General features: G+C 52.7%; 21 protein-coding genes. 9 read left to right on the forward strand and 12 right to left on the reverse strand.

The window, feature by feature from the left end; translation table 11 throughout:
* The first annotated feature begins 61 nt into the window (after nt 1-61).
* Nucleotides 62-1,153 (forward strand): glycoside hydrolase family 3 N-terminal domain-containing protein, encoded by a 1,092-nt coding sequence (locus HFN16_RS01595; protein ID WP_247648403.1) that lies wholly within the window; start codon nt 62-64, stop codon nt 1,151-1,153.
* Between the two features lie 223 nt (nt 1,154-1,376).
* Here HFN16_RS01595 and HFN16_RS01600 read toward each other — a convergent pair whose 3' ends face one another.
* The 3 genes from HFN16_RS01600 to HFN16_RS01610 form a co-directional block, all read right to left on the reverse strand.
* On the reverse strand, nt 1,377-1,841 hold the full coding sequence (locus HFN16_RS01600) for an META domain-containing protein (protein WP_168889037.1): 465 nt from the start codon (nt 1,839-1,841) through the stop codon (nt 1,377-1,379).
* 9 nt (nt 1,842-1,850) lie between these two features.
* On the reverse strand, nt 1,851-2,315 hold the full coding sequence (locus HFN16_RS01605; protein ID WP_168889038.1) for an META domain-containing protein: 465 nt from the start codon (nt 2,313-2,315) through the stop codon (nt 1,851-1,853).
* Nucleotides 2,316-2,522: 207 nt separating this feature from the next.
* Nucleotides 2,523-3,257: an NAD-dependent deacylase gene (locus tag HFN16_RS01610; RefSeq protein WP_168889039.1), complete on the reverse strand. Its 735-nt coding sequence runs from the start codon at nt 3,255-3,257 to the stop codon at nt 2,523-2,525.
* 268 nt (nt 3,258-3,525) lie between these two features.
* Between HFN16_RS01610 and icd the strand changes: the two genes are divergently transcribed.
* The 3 genes from icd to HFN16_RS01625 all read left to right on the forward strand — a co-directional run bounded on the left by icd (nt 3,526) and on the right by HFN16_RS01625 (nt 5,947).
* Entirely contained in the window at nt 3,526-4,668 is a 1,143-nt protein-coding gene (gene icd, locus HFN16_RS01615) for an NADP-dependent isocitrate dehydrogenase (RefSeq protein ID WP_168889040.1), read from the forward strand.
* 498 nt (nt 4,669-5,166) lie between these two features.
* The gene (locus HFN16_RS01620) at nt 5,167-5,721 is read left to right on the forward strand and encodes a HyaD/HybD family hydrogenase maturation endopeptidase (RefSeq protein WP_168889041.1); all 555 of its coding nucleotides are present in this window, start codon (nt 5,167-5,169) and stop codon (nt 5,719-5,721) included.
* Entirely contained in the window at nt 5,690-5,947 is a 258-nt protein-coding gene (locus HFN16_RS01625; protein ID WP_168889042.1) for a HypC/HybG/HupF family hydrogenase formation chaperone, read from the forward strand. The genes HFN16_RS01620 and HFN16_RS01625 overlap by 32 nt, the downstream gene beginning before the upstream one ends.
* Nucleotides 5,948-6,017: 70 nt before the next feature.
* On the opposite strand, the gene HFN16_RS01630 is transcribed toward HFN16_RS01625, so the two are convergent.
* From HFN16_RS01630 to HFN16_RS01660, 7 genes are all read right to left on the reverse strand, one after another.
* Nucleotides 6,018-6,350 carry a multidrug efflux SMR transporter gene (locus HFN16_RS01630; RefSeq protein WP_168889043.1) on the reverse strand — a complete coding sequence of 111 codons (333 nt, stop codon included), beginning with the start codon at nt 6,348-6,350 and terminating at the stop codon, nt 6,018-6,020.
* Nucleotides 6,351-6,353: 3 nt separating this feature from the next.
* Entirely contained in the window at nt 6,354-6,983 is a 630-nt protein-coding gene (locus tag HFN16_RS01635; RefSeq protein WP_168889044.1) for a hypothetical protein, read from the reverse strand.
* A gap of 65 nt (nt 6,984-7,048) precedes the next feature.
* Nucleotides 7,049-7,546, reverse strand: a complete 498-nt coding sequence (locus tag HFN16_RS01640) for a hypothetical protein (RefSeq protein ID WP_247648404.1) — start codon at nt 7,544-7,546, stop codon at nt 7,049-7,051.
* Between the two features lie 45 nt (nt 7,547-7,591).
* Nucleotides 7,592-8,221, reverse strand: coding sequence for a LysE family translocator (locus HFN16_RS01645; RefSeq protein WP_168889045.1), 630 nt, complete (start codon nt 8,219-8,221; stop codon nt 7,592-7,594).
* Nucleotides 8,222-8,455: 234 nt separating this feature from the next.
* A complete protein-coding gene (locus HFN16_RS01650) occupies nt 8,456-9,358 on the reverse strand; it encodes a hypothetical protein (RefSeq protein WP_168889046.1) in 903 nt (300 codons plus the stop codon).
* A gap of 152 nt (nt 9,359-9,510) precedes the next feature.
* Nucleotides 9,511-11,232, reverse strand: a complete 1,722-nt coding sequence (locus HFN16_RS01655) for a nickel-dependent hydrogenase large subunit (RefSeq protein WP_168889047.1) — start codon at nt 11,230-11,232, stop codon at nt 9,511-9,513.
* Between the two features lie 68 nt (nt 11,233-11,300).
* The gene (locus HFN16_RS01660; protein ID WP_168889048.1) at nt 11,301-12,287 is read right to left on the reverse strand and encodes a hydrogenase small subunit; all 987 of its coding nucleotides are present in this window, start codon (nt 12,285-12,287) and stop codon (nt 11,301-11,303) included.
* Between the two features lie 373 nt (nt 12,288-12,660).
* Here HFN16_RS01660 and HFN16_RS01665 point away from each other — a divergent pair, with 373 nt between their 5' ends.
* The 3 genes from HFN16_RS01665 (at nt 12,661) to HFN16_RS01675 (ending at nt 14,523) form a co-directional block, all read left to right on the forward strand.
* Entirely contained in the window at nt 12,661-13,437 is a 777-nt protein-coding gene (locus HFN16_RS01665) for a YkgJ family cysteine cluster protein (RefSeq protein ID WP_247648405.1), read from the forward strand.
* A 61-nt stretch (nt 13,438-13,498) separates the two neighbouring features.
* Nucleotides 13,499-13,804: an MTH1187 family thiamine-binding protein gene (locus HFN16_RS01670; protein ID WP_168889050.1), complete on the forward strand. Its 306-nt coding sequence runs from the start codon at nt 13,499-13,501 to the stop codon at nt 13,802-13,804.
* Between the two features lie 68 nt (nt 13,805-13,872).
* Entirely contained in the window at nt 13,873-14,523 is a 651-nt protein-coding gene (locus HFN16_RS01675) for a cyclic nucleotide-binding domain-containing protein (RefSeq protein ID WP_247648406.1), read from the forward strand.
* 2 nt (nt 14,524-14,525) lie between these two features.
* On the opposite strand, the gene HFN16_RS01680 is transcribed toward HFN16_RS01675, so the two are convergent.
* Complete coding sequence (locus tag HFN16_RS01680; RefSeq protein ID WP_168889051.1) at nt 14,526-15,272, reverse strand: UPF0280 family protein; 747 nt, start codon at nt 15,270-15,272, stop codon at nt 14,526-14,528.
* Between the two features lie 372 nt (nt 15,273-15,644).
* Nucleotides 15,645-16,298 carry a lactate utilization protein gene (locus tag HFN16_RS01685; RefSeq protein WP_168889052.1) on the reverse strand — a complete coding sequence of 218 codons (654 nt, stop codon included), beginning with the start codon at nt 16,296-16,298 and terminating at the stop codon, nt 15,645-15,647.
* 249 nt (nt 16,299-16,547) lie between these two features.
* On the opposite strand from HFN16_RS01685, the gene rpmH reads away from it, so the two are divergent.
* Together rpmH and rnpA are read left to right on the forward strand one after the other, a co-directional pair.
* Nucleotides 16,548-16,682: a 50S ribosomal protein L34 gene (gene rpmH / locus HFN16_RS01690; protein ID WP_168889053.1), complete on the forward strand. Its 135-nt coding sequence runs from the start codon at nt 16,548-16,550 to the stop codon at nt 16,680-16,682.
* 20 nt (nt 16,683-16,702) lie between these two features.
* Nucleotides 16,703-17,041 carry a ribonuclease P protein component gene (rnpA, locus tag HFN16_RS01695; protein ID WP_348771081.1) on the forward strand — a complete coding sequence of 113 codons (339 nt, stop codon included), beginning with the start codon at nt 16,703-16,705 and terminating at the stop codon, nt 17,039-17,041.
* Nucleotides 17,042-17,046: the final 5 nt, after the last annotated feature.

Consider the following 17,046-nt stretch of genomic DNA (forward strand, 5'->3'; position numbering starts at 1 on the left):
CAGTTTCCAACTTGCAGACAGTCAGCACACAGCCTATGAAATGAAAAACCATGGAGACATCATGTTCGCACGCCTTCTTCTCAGTCTATTGATATTGCTTCTGACCGCCATCCCCAGCATGGCGGCCGACCTCGACACCATGATCGGCCAGATGCTCCTGGCAGGCTTTCGTGGATACACCGTGGACGCCAAGAGCCCCATCATCCGTGACATCCGCGACTACCATCTCGGCGGCGTCATTCTCTTCGACTATGATGTGGAACTGGGCAAACCGGAACGCAATATCAAGAGCCCCGAACAGGTGAGCAAACTGACCGAAGACTTGGACGCAGCCGCTTCCCTGCCGCTCTTCATTTCAGTGGATCAGGAAGGCGGCCGGGTGCAACGGCTCAAGCCCGCATACGGCTTCCCGTCCACTCCCTCTGCACAGGAGCTGGGCGCTGGCGAGGATGAACGCGTACTTCTGGCTGGCCGGTCCGTGGGCCGCACCCTGCAGGACGCCGGATTCAACGTCGACTTCGCCCCTGTGGCTGACGTCAATGTCGATCCTGACAGCCCGGCCATCGGCAAAATTGGCCGCAGTTTTTCCGCCGATCCCAACCGCGTTGCCCTATGTGACCGCCTCTTCCTGCACGGCTTGGCCGAGAACTATGTCATCGGTTGCCTCAAACATTTCCCCGGTCATGGCAGCGCAGGGGCAGATAGCCACCTCGGCATGGTAGACGTTACCCAGACCTGGTCGGAAGCAGAGCTCATCCCTTACCGGAAACTCATCGGCAACGGCACGGCAAAGATGATCATGACCGCCCATATTTTCAATGCGAAGCTCGATCCCAAGTACCCCGCCACCCTCTCTCACAAAGTGATCACCGGCATCCTGCGCGACCAGCTCGGCTACAACGGCGTGGTCGTCACCGACGACATGAACATGCGTGCCATCACCGATCATTACGGTCAGGAGGAAGCCATCCGACTGGCTATCGAAGCCGGAGCCGACATCCTGCTCTTCGGCAACAACCTCCGGTTCGATCCGGACATCGTTCCCAAGGCGCACGGCATCATCAAACAGTTGGTAAAAGATGGAAAGGTGAGTGAGGCGAGGATAGCACAATCCTATGCGCGGATCATGCGGTTGAAGGATGGGATGGACTAGTCCGGCAAGCGCCCACCCGTAACAAAGGACGCGAATCCCGGCTGCAAATACTGTTGCTTCGGAGCTGAAAGCATACGGCACCACGAGCAATCGGGTGCCGTTATGACTCTCAGTATTGTCGCGAATAACCTTGTAGGCCTGCGCCGTATCCGGCGTGCCCACAGAGAAAATACGATTCCTGCCGAAAGGATTATCAGTGCGGCAAGAATCGATTCATCGCATATTATTCCATTTCATGCGGGGCAAAAACAGAGGCTTCGCCCTCTTCTGGCACCAACCGGAGCAAACCGTTCTCGAATTCAACGGCCTGCGGCTGGCCCAAAGACTGGAAAAACCGCATCTCCTGATCACCCACGGCCGGACCACACATCATCATGGTCGAGGCAATGGGGCCGAAAGACAATTTCCCGCCCTGCATCTTGTAAGTACCTCTATAAGAATTACATCCGCCCCTGCCGGAGACTATCCCGTCCCCAGTGAAGACCATGGAGCTGTGGCTCATGTCGATGACAGGCTTGCCGTGAATGTACTCGGCAACCCAGACTGGTCCGGCCAGACGAGTAATAATCTCCTTATCGGAAAGGACAGGCTTGGAAGGCACGGCCTCCTGCTTGTGGGCGGCACATCCGACCAGAGCGGCCAACAGCAATGCCGCCATGACTAAACGCGGTATTGAAGCCAATTGCATGACGTCCTCCTACCAGAACAATCCACCGCTACCAGAGGTAAAAAGCATGGGATCCGGCTTGTCATCGGTATAGAGTTCCAACTCACTGCCATCAACCTTGAGCTTGGTGATAAGGGAGAGGAAGGAGAAGTAGGTGTACTCAAGTTCACCCAATGCACCGGGACACGCCTTTTTCGTAGTGGCCATGGGACCAAAGGTCACTGATTCACCATCAAGGTTATAAGTACCTGTGTAATTGTTACAGCTACCAGTACCGCGAACAGTACCATCTTCCAGAAACTCGATGGTGGGGACAACATCTCCGGAAACCTCGCGGCTGAACAGCTGCTGACACTTCCAGACCTTGCCCATCAGCTCTTTGCGGACAACATTGGTATCAACAGGTGCGACCTCTTTGGAGCCGCAGCCGGCAGAAAGAAGAAGTCCGGCCAGCATCAGGCCGACCAACAAAACAGAATATACGCGTGCAAACATGGATATCTCCTTGATTTTCATTAACAGCTCAGTTTCTAGCAGCTTGCCGCAGCCATTGGCAAGAAAGCATGGTTTTACGTGCGAGATAGAGGGGTTGATAAAGCCAAACAAGGCTAGACGCCCTGAATCTCCCCCTTTTCATGGCAAAAAACTGTTCCAATGCAGCCACAACAACCGAGAAAACAATCAAAACTCAATCAATAAATTTTAAAATTCTCCCAACCCTGTTACCAATTCAGGCAAAATATCTCCGGCTTTTCCATGCAGGGCAAAGTCCATAAACCCGGTATTCGGCGTAGGTTCGATATTAATCTCAACGGTTATTGCACCGTGATCCTTGGCGAGTTGATAGAATGATGCAGCAGGCTGAACAAGACTTGAAGTCCCAATAGACAGAAACACGTCCGCTTTGTTGATCTGATCAATGGAGACCTTGAGCACTCCGGGGATCAGAGGTTCACCAAACCACACGACGCCGGGACGCAGCAGATGACCACACACCGGACACTCCGGAAGCGGCGGTAATTCGCTGAAGTCTTCACGCGCATGGGTACAGGTTGTGCACTTCAACTGCCACAAGGAACCATGCATTTCGATAAGTTTCCGACTACCTGCGCGAGCATGCAGGCCATCAACATTCTGGGTGATGAGCAGGAAATTTGAAATCTGTTTCTCCATCTCTACCAACGCGTAATGAGCAGGGTTGGGCTGACAATCGCCCACCAATTCGCGCCGCCAATTGTAGAACTCCCACACCAACTCAGGATGGGCTTCAAACGCATCCGGCCGCGCAAGATCCTCTGCCCGATAGTTTTTCCAGAGCCCATCCACACCACGAAATGTAGGCACACCACTCTCAGCAGAAACGCCTGCTCCGGTTAAAACAACGACTCTCTTGCTGCCATCAAGCAGCGCTTTCACCATTTCAATATCGGCCTGCATATCAATCCTTTATGAACCTGACCGCCTTTAAACAAGACAAAACGATCTGTTTTATTTCAATTCTGAATTCGAATAAATCTAAAAACGCACCAATCCAGGTACACATTTTTCATTTTTTTGATGACGAAAAAACGCATTTTTTAACCAACCGTCCACCCCGCACACACCCCTCAACCTTGCAATCTTGTCAAAATCGCGGCATAGTCCGCTTCCGCTTAAGCGGAACCTATGAGAGACAACCGATATTTCGCCCCGTAAGGAGGACATTTTGGCAGAGAGAACCGTATACTACATTGAAGGCGACGGCATTGGTCCCGAAGTTTGGAAAGCTGGCCGCCCCGTACTCAACGCTGCCGTGGAAAAAGCCTACGGCGACGCCAAGAAACTCAACTGGGTCGAGCTGCTGGCCGGTGAAAAGGGCTACGCCGAAACCGGCGAACACCTGCCCAAGGCCACCATGGAAGCTCTGGCCGGCGCTGATCTGGCCATGAAAGGCCCCCTCAATACGCCTGTTGGCGAAGGCTTTCGCAGCCTGAACGTCACCCTGCGTCAGGTCTTCGATCTCTACGCATGCATCCGTCCCATCAAGTATTTCAAGGGAATTGAATCTCCCGTCAAGCGCCCCGACCTCGTGGACATGACTGTTTTCCGCGAGAACACCGAGGACGTCTATGCCGGTATCGAATACCAGTCCGGCAGCCCGGAAGCCAAGAAATTAATCGAATTTCTGGTGGACGAGCTCGGCGCCAAGGTCGACGAAACCGCTGGTGTCGGCATCAAGCCTATCACCCCGGCCGGTTCCAAGCGCCTCGTCAAGAAGGCCATCGACTTTGCCATCGCGCAGGGCAAGCCTTCTGTCACCCTGGTCCACAAGGGCAACATCATGAAGACCACCGAGGGCGGCTTCCGCGCTTGGGGTTACGAGCTGGCCGAGCAGGAATACGCCGGTCAGGTTGTGCGTGAAGGCGACGAAGGCGAAGGCGTGATCATCAAGGATCGCATCGCTGACGCTATGTTCCAGAACGTACTCATGTACCCTGAACAGTACTCTGTCATCGCCACCACCAACCTCAACGGCGATTACATTTCCGATGCCCTCGCCGCACAGGTCGGCGGTCTTGGTCTCGCTCCCGGCGTGAACATGGGTGACAACCTCGCCTTCTTCGAGCCCACCCACGGCACCGCTCCCACCATCGCAGGCAAGGACATGGCCAACCCCGGTTCCCTGATCCTTTCCGGCGCCATGATGCTCGAGCACATCGGCTGGCACGAAGCTGCTGCCCTCATCCACGCCTCTGTGGAGAAGGCCCTCGAAGACAAGAAAGTCACCGTGGACCTCGCTGCCCAGATCAGCGGCTCCACTCAGGTCGGCTGTCAGGAGTTCGGCGAAATCCTGCTGAACAACCTCTAAGCTGATCAAGATTGCCATCAATCAAGGCCAGTCGCACCGCGGCTGGCCTTTTTTATTTGAAGAGCAGAAGAAGAGGAAGCCGCCCATTCGGACGGATTAGGAACTCACTAGCAGGGCTGCCTGCCCTATCTCTGCTGTCGTCATCTCTAAAACTCGAAGACTCGCTAAGAGCTGTCAGCGCACCCGGCTCAAGGCCGAGGGCCTTAAGAATCCCATCTGCGGCTTTCGCCGCAAAAGTAATCATATAAAATAAAGCATTTTCGAGCTTCCACACCTCCGAGCGAAGCGAGCAACAAATGGTTTAGGAGATTCTTGCTTTAGCCGTTACCGAGTCTTCGAGGGTTACGGATAAAGACAGCAGCGATAGACGCCCGCCCGGCGAGGGCCCACCGGAGACATCCGCTCCTTCCCTACTTATAAACTCCAGAAAGTGGCTGATTGAGTAATCAAATCACATTTCGCCTTGCCATAATTTGTCCCATCTACTAAATGTCGACTATGCCTGAATCAGATAAGAAAATTCTCATCCTCGGCGTCGGCAACATTCTTTTTACTGATGAAGGATTTGGTGTTCGAGTTGTCGAGGAACTGGACCAGAAATATTTGTTTTCCCCGAACGTTGAACTGCTTGACGGCGGCACCCTTGGCCTGAGGCTGATGGGTCCCATCATGGAGTGCGACTACCTGATCATCGTGGACATCGTCCTCAATGAGGGAAAACCCGGCGACGTGTTCCGCCTGCTCGGTGAGAATCTGAGCAAGGCCTGTGCGTTCACCAACTCCATGCACCAAACAGACCTGCTGGACACCCTTTCGCGGTGCAGCCTCATCGGCGATGTGCCTGATGATGTCATCCTGTATGGTGTGGAACCCGTGAACTATCACGACATGTCATCTGCCCTTTCTCCCGAACTCGAAGCCAAGATGCCCGAGGTCATGGAGATGGTGCTCAACGAAGTGGAGAAGGCCGGCGGGACTTACACTCTTCGTACCGAAACGAACCCCGCAACGGAGAAGATCTATGTGCCTCGCGATACCAGCCGAAATTCTTGAGATTGAAGACGGTTTCGCCACCTGCAAGGTGGGTGAAGGCGACACCACCGTCCAGGCAAACATCATGCTTCTGGACGAAGAAGTCACTCTCGGCGACTACATCATTATCCACGCAGGTTTTGCCCTGCGCAGACTCGACCCCAAGGAAGCACAGGAGACATTACAAATCCTGCGTGACATGGTCGAACTGCTTGGTGGTGAGAACTACCAGCACGAGATGCTGTAGCGTCCGACAGACAAGAAACGACAAAAGGCCCGGAGTACAATTGTGCTCCGGGCCTTTTGCCGTATTGATACTAGTGAGTGACGGTCTTCGAGAATACGTTAATGACGGCCACACCTGCCACAATAAGCCCCATGCCGATCATGGCCGGGACATCGGGTATCTGCTTATAGACAAAGATACCTGCCACTGAAATCAGGACAATACCCAGGCCAGCCCAGATCGCATAGGCCACCCCCATGGGAATCGTGCGCAACACGAGGCTCAGGAAATAAAACGCCAATCCGTATCCAATTACCACAATGGCACTGGGGACCGCCTTGGTAAAGCCGTCACACGCTTGAAGAGCCGTTGTGCCAATGACCTCTGCCACAATTGCCAGAATGAGGTACAAATATCCCATCACACCCTACTTCTTGTACTTTCCTCGATACTGAATATCGTTGCGGAAATTCTCAAGGAATTGGTTCATGAGCGCCCTGTCCGCGTCGGTCAATTCGCCCTTGAAATATTTCGTGTCGTCAAAACTCGCCATGTAATAAAACTTGGTCCACGCTGTGTCAGTAGAGATCTTGCCAAAACAGGCTGTCAGCTTGGGTTTGTTCAACACAAACCCTTTAACCGTGATGAAATCGGTCCAGAAATTCTTGCCACGGGGCTCGGTGATATAGAAAACGTACTGATAACTCTCGCCACCAATATCCATTCTGCCGTTAGCAAAGCTGGGCATCCCTCTGAACAAATGGGCAGTGGTGAAATTCGCCAACTCCTGAGACACAGTGGAATGCTCAACAATGAACATCTTTTCCAGGCCGGGACCATCAGGAATAGGTGTCAGCCACATATATGCGTGAGACTTGAGACGCCCTTGGAGCACATCGGTCTCACCGAGATAACGCAAGGACTTGTCGATCTTCAGCGTAATGTTAGGACGGGTTTCGGAGTAGTAATATCCGTTGCGAAAGCCGCGTTCGAACTTAAGGAAACCCATCATGAACAGGATGGAGACCAACAGACACATCACAAGTAATTTCTTCATCATACGCTCCTATATTGGCAATGAATACCAGTTAAGCGATGATGTCAACGAGTGAAAAGAAATTCTTAAGATGCGCGGGCTTTCTTTCCGGGCAGGAAGGATGAGCGGAGGAAACTAGGGCTTAAAAAGGCAAAGGGATTACGCACGACCAGATCGGGCATGATGTGATACCAACGATAACCGAGCTTGGAAAAATACTGGCGAGCAGTGTCACCATGGCCGGTTTCATCGGCCGCAAAAATGGCTGCATCACGCTGGCAGCGGGAACGGGCAAGCGGACGAAGGATTCGCTCGCGGTAGCCAAACCGTACGAACATGGCCTTGATGCGCTTGTACTCCCTATGACGGGACACGGCATCAGCCAGAGCAAACAACGCCACTACCAGCCAACCGCCACCCCAACAACCGAGCACTACGGCTTGGGGCAGGTCGCCGCCAGTCCAATGCACCAACCCGGCCCCCTTGAGGCCAAGCGCAATCAACAGCGAACCAAGACCGGTCATGAATGGCCACGGCGCTGCTTTGATGTAACGAAGAGTTCTGCTGGTTCTGCCTACGAACATGCCCCTCTCGATAGCCGAGGATTTCCGTTGGGTCAAATGGCTCGTCTAACTGTTATCCGGCAATGCCAAAGCAAGCCCCAGAGAGACAAAGACACTTCCCGCCACAGACTTCAACCGCCTCTCGATATTGGGATTACTTTTCAGCCGATTCCCAATGGCACCGGAAAAACAGGCCAAGGCCACAAAAACCGGATAGCTGACGAGCATGAAAATGAATCCGAGGACGCACATCTGCATGGCGACATGTCCCTTGGAGGCGTCCACGAACTGAGGAAGGAATGCCAGAAAGAACAGCGCAACTTTGGGGTTGAGCACATTGCACAGCACAGTTTGCTTGAGAATAGTCATTGGACGGAGGCAATCTCCTTTGCCAGCCACCATGGTCTCGCCACGATGACGCCACGTCTGAATTCCCAAATATATCAGATAAGCGGCACCCGCATATTTGATGCCCTGATAGGCCAAAGCAGACGTACGCAGGATGGCGGACAAACCAAATGCTGCAAAAGCAGTATGAAAGATGATGCCGAAATTGAACCCAAATGCCGCATACAAGGCAGCCTTGCGCCCCTGGGTAATCCCACGGGTCAAGGTATACACGATGTCTGGACCTGGCGTAATGGCCAGCAAAAAGGATGCAGAAATGAACAGCAGCAACTGGGTAGTATCAATCATCAGACTCTCTCCTTATGGGAGGCTGTTTTATTCCCCTCGCAATTCGGGGTCAAGAGTCTGAGTTATATCTTAATAAAACTCGCCCATCACTGGCGACAAGTTGTATCAATTCCCCTACCCAATAACGATGAAAACATGCCGTTTCTCCCGACCAATGTACGAGAATGAGGATTATTCATCGCTCAAACACATCGAACTTTCAAACGAATCCAAGAACGCATTAACTCCCATAAACTAGGGAAAAACTCGCTTCCAAGAGTCTAATTCAGGAGAAATGAACCCACACTCTCGATACGCACTACGAAATGCCCCGCGCGATTTGAGTATGGCAATGCCCCGTTGCAACGCTTCAAAGATGTCTTTTCCCCTTGGATGCAGTCTGGAAACCATGAAATGACGGGTTCCACGCAAACCAACAGTAATACCGGGGACAATGCCCAGTCCTTCCGGCATGCTTTTCCGAATGTTTGTATATTCGTACATGCCGAAATCCACCCGTCCTTCTTGCAACATTTTCAATTGAAGCGAGTATTGTGAGACGCTAAAAATCTCGACAATACCCATTTCATGCAGGGTCTTTTGATCTATGCGCCAACGATGCCCAGTCACAGCAGAGAGCTTTTGCAGATCGGTTTTGGACTTGGCTTGCATAAGATATTTAGAATTATTTAATCGCCCAACGACGACTTTGAGGAATTCCCCATCCCCGATAATCTCATCGCTTTGGAACACCCTGTCATCAAAATCACTTTTCCACGTCTCAAATCCAAGTACTGGACTTAGCCCCATCTTAACATCTTCTATTGCTCGTGCCGGATTTGGAACAGCATAATATTGAAGCTTTACATCGAGCCCCCCAAGAGCCAAAGCCTGCTGCAACAAAACCATATCCACAACAATTCGGTTGGAATAGAGAGAAGAAAAATTTGTAATGCCCAATGGATTGGCCCCTTTTTCAGCCAAAAACGACTGATAGAGAGGATAGTTTGCCTTCATTACTGGGACAGAAAAAGTCAGCAATTGGGGTGAATCCTTGCCCTCTTCAATGGATATTTGAGCCGCAACAGATAATTGAGCGGACACCAAAGACAGGGCAATCACCATACAAAATATACTGAGAGCAGAACGACGTTTCATTTCTTCACCTTAATTAGGCAATCAAGACAGGAGATATTATAAATACGGTTAAGTGCATCCAGCGTTTCAGATTTGACTATATCAACTCAAATTCACAAAAAAAGGAGCCCGGCAAAAGCCGGGCTCCTTTATTATTGCGTTCTGGTCCTGGACTACAGGATCTTGAACTTCTTGACGTTACCGGTCTTGTTGTCGATGACGTGCACGCCACAAGCGATGCAGGGGTCATAGGAGTGAACGGTACGCAGGATTTCAACCGGACGTTCCGGATCGGCGATCGGGGTGTTGTCCAGCAGAGCTTCTTCAGTGGGACCGGGCAGGTCGTTGTCACAACGGGGGCCCAGGTTCCAGGTGGAAGGCACGACGAGCTGGAAGTTCTCGATCTTGGAATCCTTGATGTTGATCCAGTGGCTCAGGCCGCCGCGAGGAGCGTTGACGAAGCCAACACCCTGTGCCTCTGCGGGCATGTCCCAATCCTTGCAGATGTCCATTTTGCCCTTGGCAACGTTCTCTTTGAGATCGTTGACCCAGTCAGCGGTCTTGAGAGCGGTGATGAGACATTCAACGCCGCGAGCACCGGTACGACCGAGGGTGGAGAACAGTGCATCCGGACCGACTTCGAGTTTACCGAGGACGAAGTCAACGTACTTCTTGAACTCGGGCTGACCCTTTGCGTAGTTGACCAGGCAGGTAGCCAGAGGGCCGACCTCGATGGACTTGCCGTCGTAACGGGGAGCCTTCATCCAGGAGTACTTGGTCTTGTCGTCCAGGCTGGTGTACATGGGATCCGTCACACCTGCGTAGGGGTGCTTCGGAGAGCTGTCTTTGTACCAGGAGTGCTTCACATGCTCTTCGATCTTGGAGGGATCGAATTCCATCGGGTTGCTCAGGTCGCGATTCAGGATCACGCCGGGCTTCACGTAACGGGAATTCAGATCGGTCTCGCCACCCTGTGCCGGGTATTCGCCGAAGGACATGAAGTTGGTGGTACCACCGATGTTTGCCCAATCCTTGTAGTAGGAAGCAACGGCAATCAGATCGGGGATGTAACAGTCAAGAATGAAGTCCATGATGTCAGAGTAGAGACCAAGGAAGTCATTGATGTACTTGTCGGTGAGGCCTTCGTAACAGGTTACGCCGCCCATGACGGTGAACTGGGTGTGCGGGTTTTTAGCACCCCAAACAGCCATGGCGCGGGCAGCCTTAACCTGCAGGTGCAGGGCGGCCAAGTAGTGGTTGGTAGCCAGCAGGTTTACTTCGGGCGGAAGGACGTAAGCCGGGTGGCCGCCGAGGAAGTAAGCGTTGGTGAAGATACCGAGACGACCGGAATCGACGATACCCTTTACGGTGTCTTTGGTCTTCTGGAGTTCTTCTTTGCTGGTAACGATTTTGGGATCGGGGCGCACGGTCTTGGCGACGGCAGCGGCGATCTCAGCAGTTTTGTTAACGTCGGCATTCAGGCAACCTGCGACATCGACGAAGTCGAGAGCGTGCAGATGATAGAAGTGGACGATGTGATCATGCATGAACTGCGCAGCCAGCACCAGGTTACGGATGATGGTGGCGTTGTGGGGCAGTTCTGCGTCAACGCCGACAGCATTGTCGACGGCGCGGATAGAAGCGAGTGCGTGCACGTAGGTGCAGACACCGCAGGAACGCTGGGTAAAGTGCTGGGCGTCGCGGGGATCACGGCCTTTCAGGATGATCTCCAGACCGCGGAACAGCTGGGAGCTGCTGCGAACGTCGACGATCTTACCGTCTTCGACCACAGCTTCCACACGAAGGTGACCTTCGATTCTGGTTACCGGATCAACGATAACGTCGTGTTTTCCGTGAGCGGCACCCGCGGCACCGGATTTAGCGCAACCGGACATATTATATCCTCCTTGAGAATGTATTCAGATTTGCGTCTGCTTAACTGAAGCTTGTGTACAACCTACGACTAGAAGTCGGTGAGGTCAGCGTACATGTAAGCTTCGCCATCCCAGTCAGCGCCATCCCAGAAATCAGGCTGGGAACAGCCGATGCAGGGGTGACCAGCCTGGACGGGCCAGTTGTACTGGTTGAATTTCACGGTCGGACAGTTGTTGAAAGTCTCGGGACCGCGGCAACCCAGTTTACGCAGACACCAGCCCTTGCGAGCTTCTTCGGAACCAAAGGATTCAGCGAACTGATCCATGTCGAAGAATTCCTGGCGGGGGCAGTTGTCGTGGACGGATTCGCCGTAGAAAGCGACCGGACGACCTACATCGTCGAGATCCGGGACACCCTTGGTCAGGAAATGCACGATAGTGCCGACCAGGGAGAACGGATTGGGAGGACAACCGGGAACGTTGATGATGGGCTTACCGGGGTACAGCTCGCCAATACCCTTCGTACCAGTCGGGTTCGGCTTGGCTTTCTGCACACCACCGTATGCGGCACAGGTGCCGTAGGTGATGGTAGCGGTAGCTTTTTCAACGACCTTGGTAGTATTTTCCAGCATGGTGTGACCACCGACCTTGCCGTGGCCACCGGGCTCTTTTGCAGTACCGGCGACAGCGGTGGGGACGCCACCTTCGATGACAGCAACAAAGTTACCACCAGCAACGGTATCCCACAGAGCTTTTTCAGCGGCGTGACCGGCAGCAGCCATGATGGTTTCATGGTAGTTGAGAGAAATGTAGTCCAGAATGAGAGCATCGATGTAGGGCTCGACGGTTCTCAGGATGGACTCGGAACAACCAGTACATTCCGCGTTATGCAGCCAGACCACGTCGGGTCGATTGTCAGCTGTGAGGGCTTCGGCGACTTTCGGTGCGAAAGCCGGACCCATGCCCATCACTGCGGCCACGGTTCCGCAGAACTTCATGAAATCACGACGAGTGACGCCGCGTTTTTCCAGCCGTTCCACGGCTCCGTCCCTGCCATGACCTACGGAAAATTTCATAGAACACCTCCGTAATAAAATGAGTCTGTTATGAAGTAGAGAACACCGTTATTCCCAATCATAACCGTCGGGCACATGCCCGAACTCGGACCTAACCATTTTCAGTGTCACGTTCACCATAAAGGTGACACTGTCAGTATATCTTTTCCGAGTTCGTGCTATAACCCCCCGGAAAAATTAATTAACAACCTCGTAACTCGCTTTACAAACAAAATCAATAGGGAACTAAAAAAAACTTTCAAACGTATCGGCACGCTACATGCAATTGAGAATCACATCCGGCAAGAAATGCCGATTGAATGAACAATCAATTTTTGTGACCAAAGAGTTAATAATGCCCGGCCATTGCCGAAAAACACCAACATTACTCACAATGACACGAAATCCGACAACTCCATACGTCTTAGCAATTTGCGAAAATTCGCACATTCGACTGGATTTACCGCTGCCCAAAGCGGAAATCTCGGCCTTTGAATTGCTCCCTGCCGTGTTCGAATTGACGGATAAAATGGTCATGGCTTCCTGCGACGATGTGTTAGCTATGAACCACCCTGTTCGGTGCGGCGCCGGATGCGGTTCATGCTGCAAGCAACTCGTCCCGATCAGCGAGTATGAGGCGGTCCATCTGGCGGATGTCGTCCGTTCCATGGAGCCGTCCAAACGCAGCCGCGTCGTCTCCCGTTTCACCAAGGCCGTCATCCAGCTCGAACAATCAGGACTGCTGGAGGATCTTACTCACGTATATGGAAATGAAGTAACAGACACGGCAAAAGTGTTGGATGTGAAGAAACGATATTGGGAGCTTTCCATCCCCTGTCCTTTCCTCGAAGACGAATCCTGCTCCATCCACCCGGATCGTCCGGTGGCGTGTCGCCAGTATCTGGTAACCTCTGCTCCTTCCAAGTGTCAGGACATATATTCCGATAGAGAAGCTCATGAGGTGGTTCTCCACTCCATGGATATCGGAGGCGCACTGGCTTCTTTTTCCGGTGAAGGCATCCAGCCCTCACGAGTCATGCCGCACGTTTTGAGCCTGCTGGCCGAGCGAGGAATTCGCTCCCGCCCTGCTGTAATGATGCCGGCAGAGCGCATGATGGGCCGCTTCCTTGATCTCATCGCGGAAGGATTTACCCGCCACAACAAAAGTTGACTTCATTTCTCAGCCATAGCACCTTTGGTATGGACAAAAACATCCAGCCAAGGAGCTGCCAATGAGCGTCATCATCGACCTGACCATATTCCCCATGGATAAGCAGGGCCCGAGTCTCAGCCCGTATGTCGCCCGCATAATCAATGTCATCAAAGATTCCGGTCTGAACTACCAGCTCGGCCCCATGGGCACGGCCATTGAAGGCGAATGGGACGAAGTGATGGAAGTAGTGGATGCCTGCTACAAGAAATTGGAACCGGATTGCGACCGCATCTATCTGGCCATGAAGGCAGACTGCCGCAAAGACAGGACAAACGGCATGTCAGGCAAAGTGGAAAGCGTACAGAGCAAACTTAATTCCATTTAACTTGAAACCTCGCCCGATTATGGTATCTAGATCATAACAAGCAATACCATTTACTCAAGAGAGGCAGCGTGACCATCGTCCAGCAGCAAATTCAGATGAAGCAGGTTTCCCGCGGGAATTACCTGATGCGCAACGTTCTCAAGCACAACGTTGTCTTCAATGAAGGGACCAAGGGCGATGCCGCGTACATCCTCACCGAGGGCAAGATAGAAATCTCCGGTATCATCGAGGGGCACAAGAAGGTCTTTGCCATCCTCAAACCCATTTCCATTTTCGGAGAGATGGCGCTCTTTCTGGACGAAGGGATGCGCACAGCCACAGCTATCGCGCTGGAAGACTCCAAAGTCATCGTCGTGACCAAGGACGACCTTCAGGAGTTCATGCGCGAGTCTCCCAAGGTCATCGCTTCCATCATTACCGTTCTGGTCAGTCGACTGAAGTCCACCACAAAGAAGGCCATGAGAGTTCCCTCTACGGGAATGGGTGTTGTACGCACATTGGACCTGTTCGCGTCGAACGGAGTTATGTCCATCAAGTACGACAATCTGATCAAATCACTGGCCGATACCTTTGTCACCACCACGGACAAGATTGAAGGCTATATTCACGGGTTAGCCGAACAAGGCTTGCTGGCTGTCGGACGCGATCAGAATGACACTCGCATTGTCAAATTACGCGAACGGAACATCCTGCACGAAGTAATGAAAAAGAAGGACTAGACCTAGTCCAAAGCCACCAGCTCCAGTTCTCCCCACGCGGCCAGCTTGTCGTCATACTGGGCAAACACCCCTTCAAGGCCATATTCCGTCAACTGTTGTGCCACCTTGAGCACCTTGTCGATATCCGCTTCGGATCGAAGCAGGTTGCACAGCGCTGTAGCCGCTGCATCGGCGAACCGTGCATCTTTTGCACGAACAGCAACAAGGTCACCGTTCCCGAGACTCAGAGAATGCCCAATGACACCGCTTGAAGCACAGACCGCCACCGGAAAGGCGTCCGCTTCAACCTTCAGCCCTACCATGGCGCCAGAATCAGGTTCGGCCAGCAAAGCCACAACGCGTTCGCGAGTCGAGTGCATGTAAGTGTCGCCCCCGTTCTCCACAAGGAGATTGGGGCTCTCGGAAACGAACCTATCCCCAACAGCCTGCGCAACCGCACCAGCCACAGCGGCCATGGGGCCAACGCCAACAGCATCTACCGCCGCGATCATTGCCCTGATAATAGGTGGTGCTTCGTCCGGCATGGGCAGTGGCGCGAGGCTATCGGCAAACTCAGGATGGAACATGATCCAGTTTTTGATTTCGCCACGAACCTGCGAGACATACGACGCAATTTCATGGCGCAGATCTTTTTCAGCGACAATCAACAGGTCTGTCTGTTCCACAGCAACCTGAAACCGAATTTCGCCCTCCTGCGGGCGTACGCTGTCCCGATACGACCGCTCTGCCGAAAGATGGGGCTTTTTCATCAACACACTCTCCACAACAATGTTCCTAATTTGGAACAGGTTACGAACATACTTGGGAACATATTAGGAACACGAAACGAACAAGTTTTCCACAGTTGGAATTGAAGGCAAGAACAGCTTTCGACGAATGAAGAATGAACGAGCTGGACTGCCTGCCCTATCACTGCTGTCGTCATCTCTAAAGCTCGCTCAACCCCGAGCGAAGCGAGCGACAAATGGTTTAGGAGATTCTTAAGAACCCTTTTCCCAAAGGGTTCTTAAGCCGTCGGGCTTCAGCCGCTAGCGAGTCTTCGAGCTTTACGGATGTAGACAGCAGCGATAGACGCCCCACCAGCGAGGTGCTCCCGCTGGCAAGCGCCGCCGGAGGCACTTCTAGAATCCCATGTCCTCGTTGATCAAAACGACCTTGATGCGCCCCTGAGGGAACGACTTCTCGGTGATCGACCAACAGTTGCAAATGCGCTGGGGGGAATTGCAATCCATACAGTAACCGGTCTTGACGCAAGGGGTCTTCATGTCGAGCCGCATGGTGTTGACGGGGGCCACGTAATCCTTGATACGCGCCATGGCGGAATCGAGATCGGCCACGAGCTTGTTGCGGGACACGAAAATCACGACATTCTTGGGACCGAACTGAATGGCGGCCGTGCGGTTGCCGATCATATCGAGATTGACGAGACAACCGTCTTCGGTGACGGCGTTAGTGCCGCAGAAGAAACAATCGACCAGCAGAGCCTGACGACGGCGCTCCATCTTGTCCTCGTTGGACAGCGATTTGTCCCAGGTGTCGAGCACTTCATAATCACCACAGTCGCGGAGATGTTCGTAAAGACCGGTGCCGGAGAAAGTAAGAGAACCGCCCCAGGATACGGAGGAGGGCTTGATTTCGGGAAGAATGTCATTCAGGACGACGTCCTTGGCAGCTTCGGCATTGTCCGCCATGTAGACGTCAAAACCGTTTTTTTCGAGCTTTACGACCAGTTCCTTGAGATTAAGTTCCCAAAAGTTATTGATGGGGTTGTCCATTGCTCCTCCGTCTTCTATATAATGATATTGGTTACGTCGGTTCTGTAAAAATATGAGCGATAATAAAAAAAAGGCTCGCCTTCCGACACGAAAACTTGTAGCAAAATTCCCGACCACGCGGAAGACGCATTTATAGGCGCTTCTGCAAAATCACCATGAATTTGGCCTTGACGAGCGCGATGGACCCGGTTATATGCTTCCGTTCACCGCAGCTTTTGAAGCGAAATTTTACTCTCAGGAGATATTGATATGAAACGTACTTATCAGCCCAGCAAATGCCGTCGTAAAAGAACCCACGGTTTCCTGGTGCGTTCCCGCACCAAAAACGGTCGCGCCGTCATCCGTCGTCGTCGCGCCAAAGGGCGTAAGAGATTAGCCGTTTAGCTTGGAACAAGGAGCGTCGGCTGCTCAAAAGCCCCGAGTTCACGGCGTGTTACGAACGGGGCAGGAAATATTTCACCAGAAGTTTCATCCTGTTCGTCTTACGACGTAGTGAAGACCAGGGCGTGTATCGCCTTGGTCTTACCGTGAGCAAGAAGATGGGCAATGCAGTGGCGCGCAACCGGATCAAAAGGGTGCTGCGCGAGTACTTTAGGCTGCATCAAGACCACTTTGAACTGCCTCTGGATATTGTCGTTATTCCCAAGCGGAATCTACAGGCCCAGCAGCTAACACTCGCCCTCGCCAAAGCAGAGATCACACCGCTTCTTACCCGTATTGCGGGAGAAGCGGCTGTCTCGTAAGCGAG

This window comes from Pseudodesulfovibrio sp. zrk46 (genome assembly GCF_012516435.1).
Classification (GTDB): domain Bacteria; phylum Desulfobacterota; class Desulfovibrionia; order Desulfovibrionales; family Desulfovibrionaceae; genus Pseudodesulfovibrio.

Bases quoted from the DNA above. Each gene is read 5' to 3' on its own strand.
- HFN16_RS01595 (WP_247648403.1), top strand. From the start codon at position 62: ATGTTCGCACGCCTTCTTCTCAGTCTATTGATATTGCTTCTGACCGCC.
- HFN16_RS01600 (WP_168889037.1), bottom strand. From the start codon at position 1,841: ATGCAATTGGCTTCAATACCGCGTTTAGTCATGGCGGCATTGCTGTTG.
- HFN16_RS01605 (WP_168889038.1), bottom strand. From the start codon at position 2,315: ATGTTTGCACGCGTATATTCTGTTTTGTTGGTCGGCCTGATGCTGGCC.
- HFN16_RS01610 (WP_168889039.1), bottom strand. From the start codon at position 3,257: ATGCAGGCCGATATTGAAATGGTGAAAGCGCTGCTTGATGGCAGCAAG.
- HFN16_RS01620 (WP_168889041.1), top strand. From the start codon at position 5,167: ATGCCTGAATCAGATAAGAAAATTCTCATCCTCGGCGTCGGCAACATT.
- HFN16_RS01625 (WP_168889042.1), top strand. From the start codon at position 5,690: ATGTGCCTCGCGATACCAGCCGAAATTCTTGAGATTGAAGACGGTTTC.
- HFN16_RS01635 (WP_168889044.1), bottom strand. From the start codon at position 6,983: ATGAAGAAATTACTTGTGATGTGTCTGTTGGTCTCCATCCTGTTCATG.
- HFN16_RS01640 (WP_247648404.1), bottom strand. From the start codon at position 7,546: ATGTTCGTAGGCAGAACCAGCAGAACTCTTCGTTACATCAAAGCAGCG.
- HFN16_RS01645 (WP_168889045.1), bottom strand. From the start codon at position 8,221: ATGATTGATACTACCCAGTTGCTGCTGTTCATTTCTGCATCCTTTTTG.
- HFN16_RS01650 (WP_168889046.1), bottom strand. From the start codon at position 9,358: ATGAAACGTCGTTCTGCTCTCAGTATATTTTGTATGGTGATTGCCCTG.
- HFN16_RS01655 (WP_168889047.1), bottom strand. From the start codon at position 11,232: ATGTCCGGTTGCGCTAAATCCGGTGCCGCGGGTGCCGCTCACGGAAAA.
- HFN16_RS01660 (WP_168889048.1), bottom strand. From the start codon at position 12,287: ATGAAATTTTCCGTAGGTCATGGCAGGGACGGAGCCGTGGAACGGCTG.
- HFN16_RS01665 (WP_247648405.1), top strand. From the start codon at position 12,661: ATGACACGAAATCCGACAACTCCATACGTCTTAGCAATTTGCGAAAAT.
- HFN16_RS01670 (WP_168889050.1), top strand. From the start codon at position 13,499: ATGAGCGTCATCATCGACCTGACCATATTCCCCATGGATAAGCAGGGC.
- HFN16_RS01680 (WP_168889051.1), bottom strand. From the start codon at position 15,272: ATGAAAAAGCCCCATCTTTCGGCAGAGCGGTCGTATCGGGACAGCGTA.
- HFN16_RS01685 (WP_168889052.1), bottom strand. From the start codon at position 16,298: ATGGACAACCCCATCAATAACTTTTGGGAACTTAATCTCAAGGAACTG.
- rpmH (WP_168889053.1), top strand. From the start codon at position 16,548: ATGAAACGTACTTATCAGCCCAGCAAATGCCGTCGTAAAAGAACCCAC.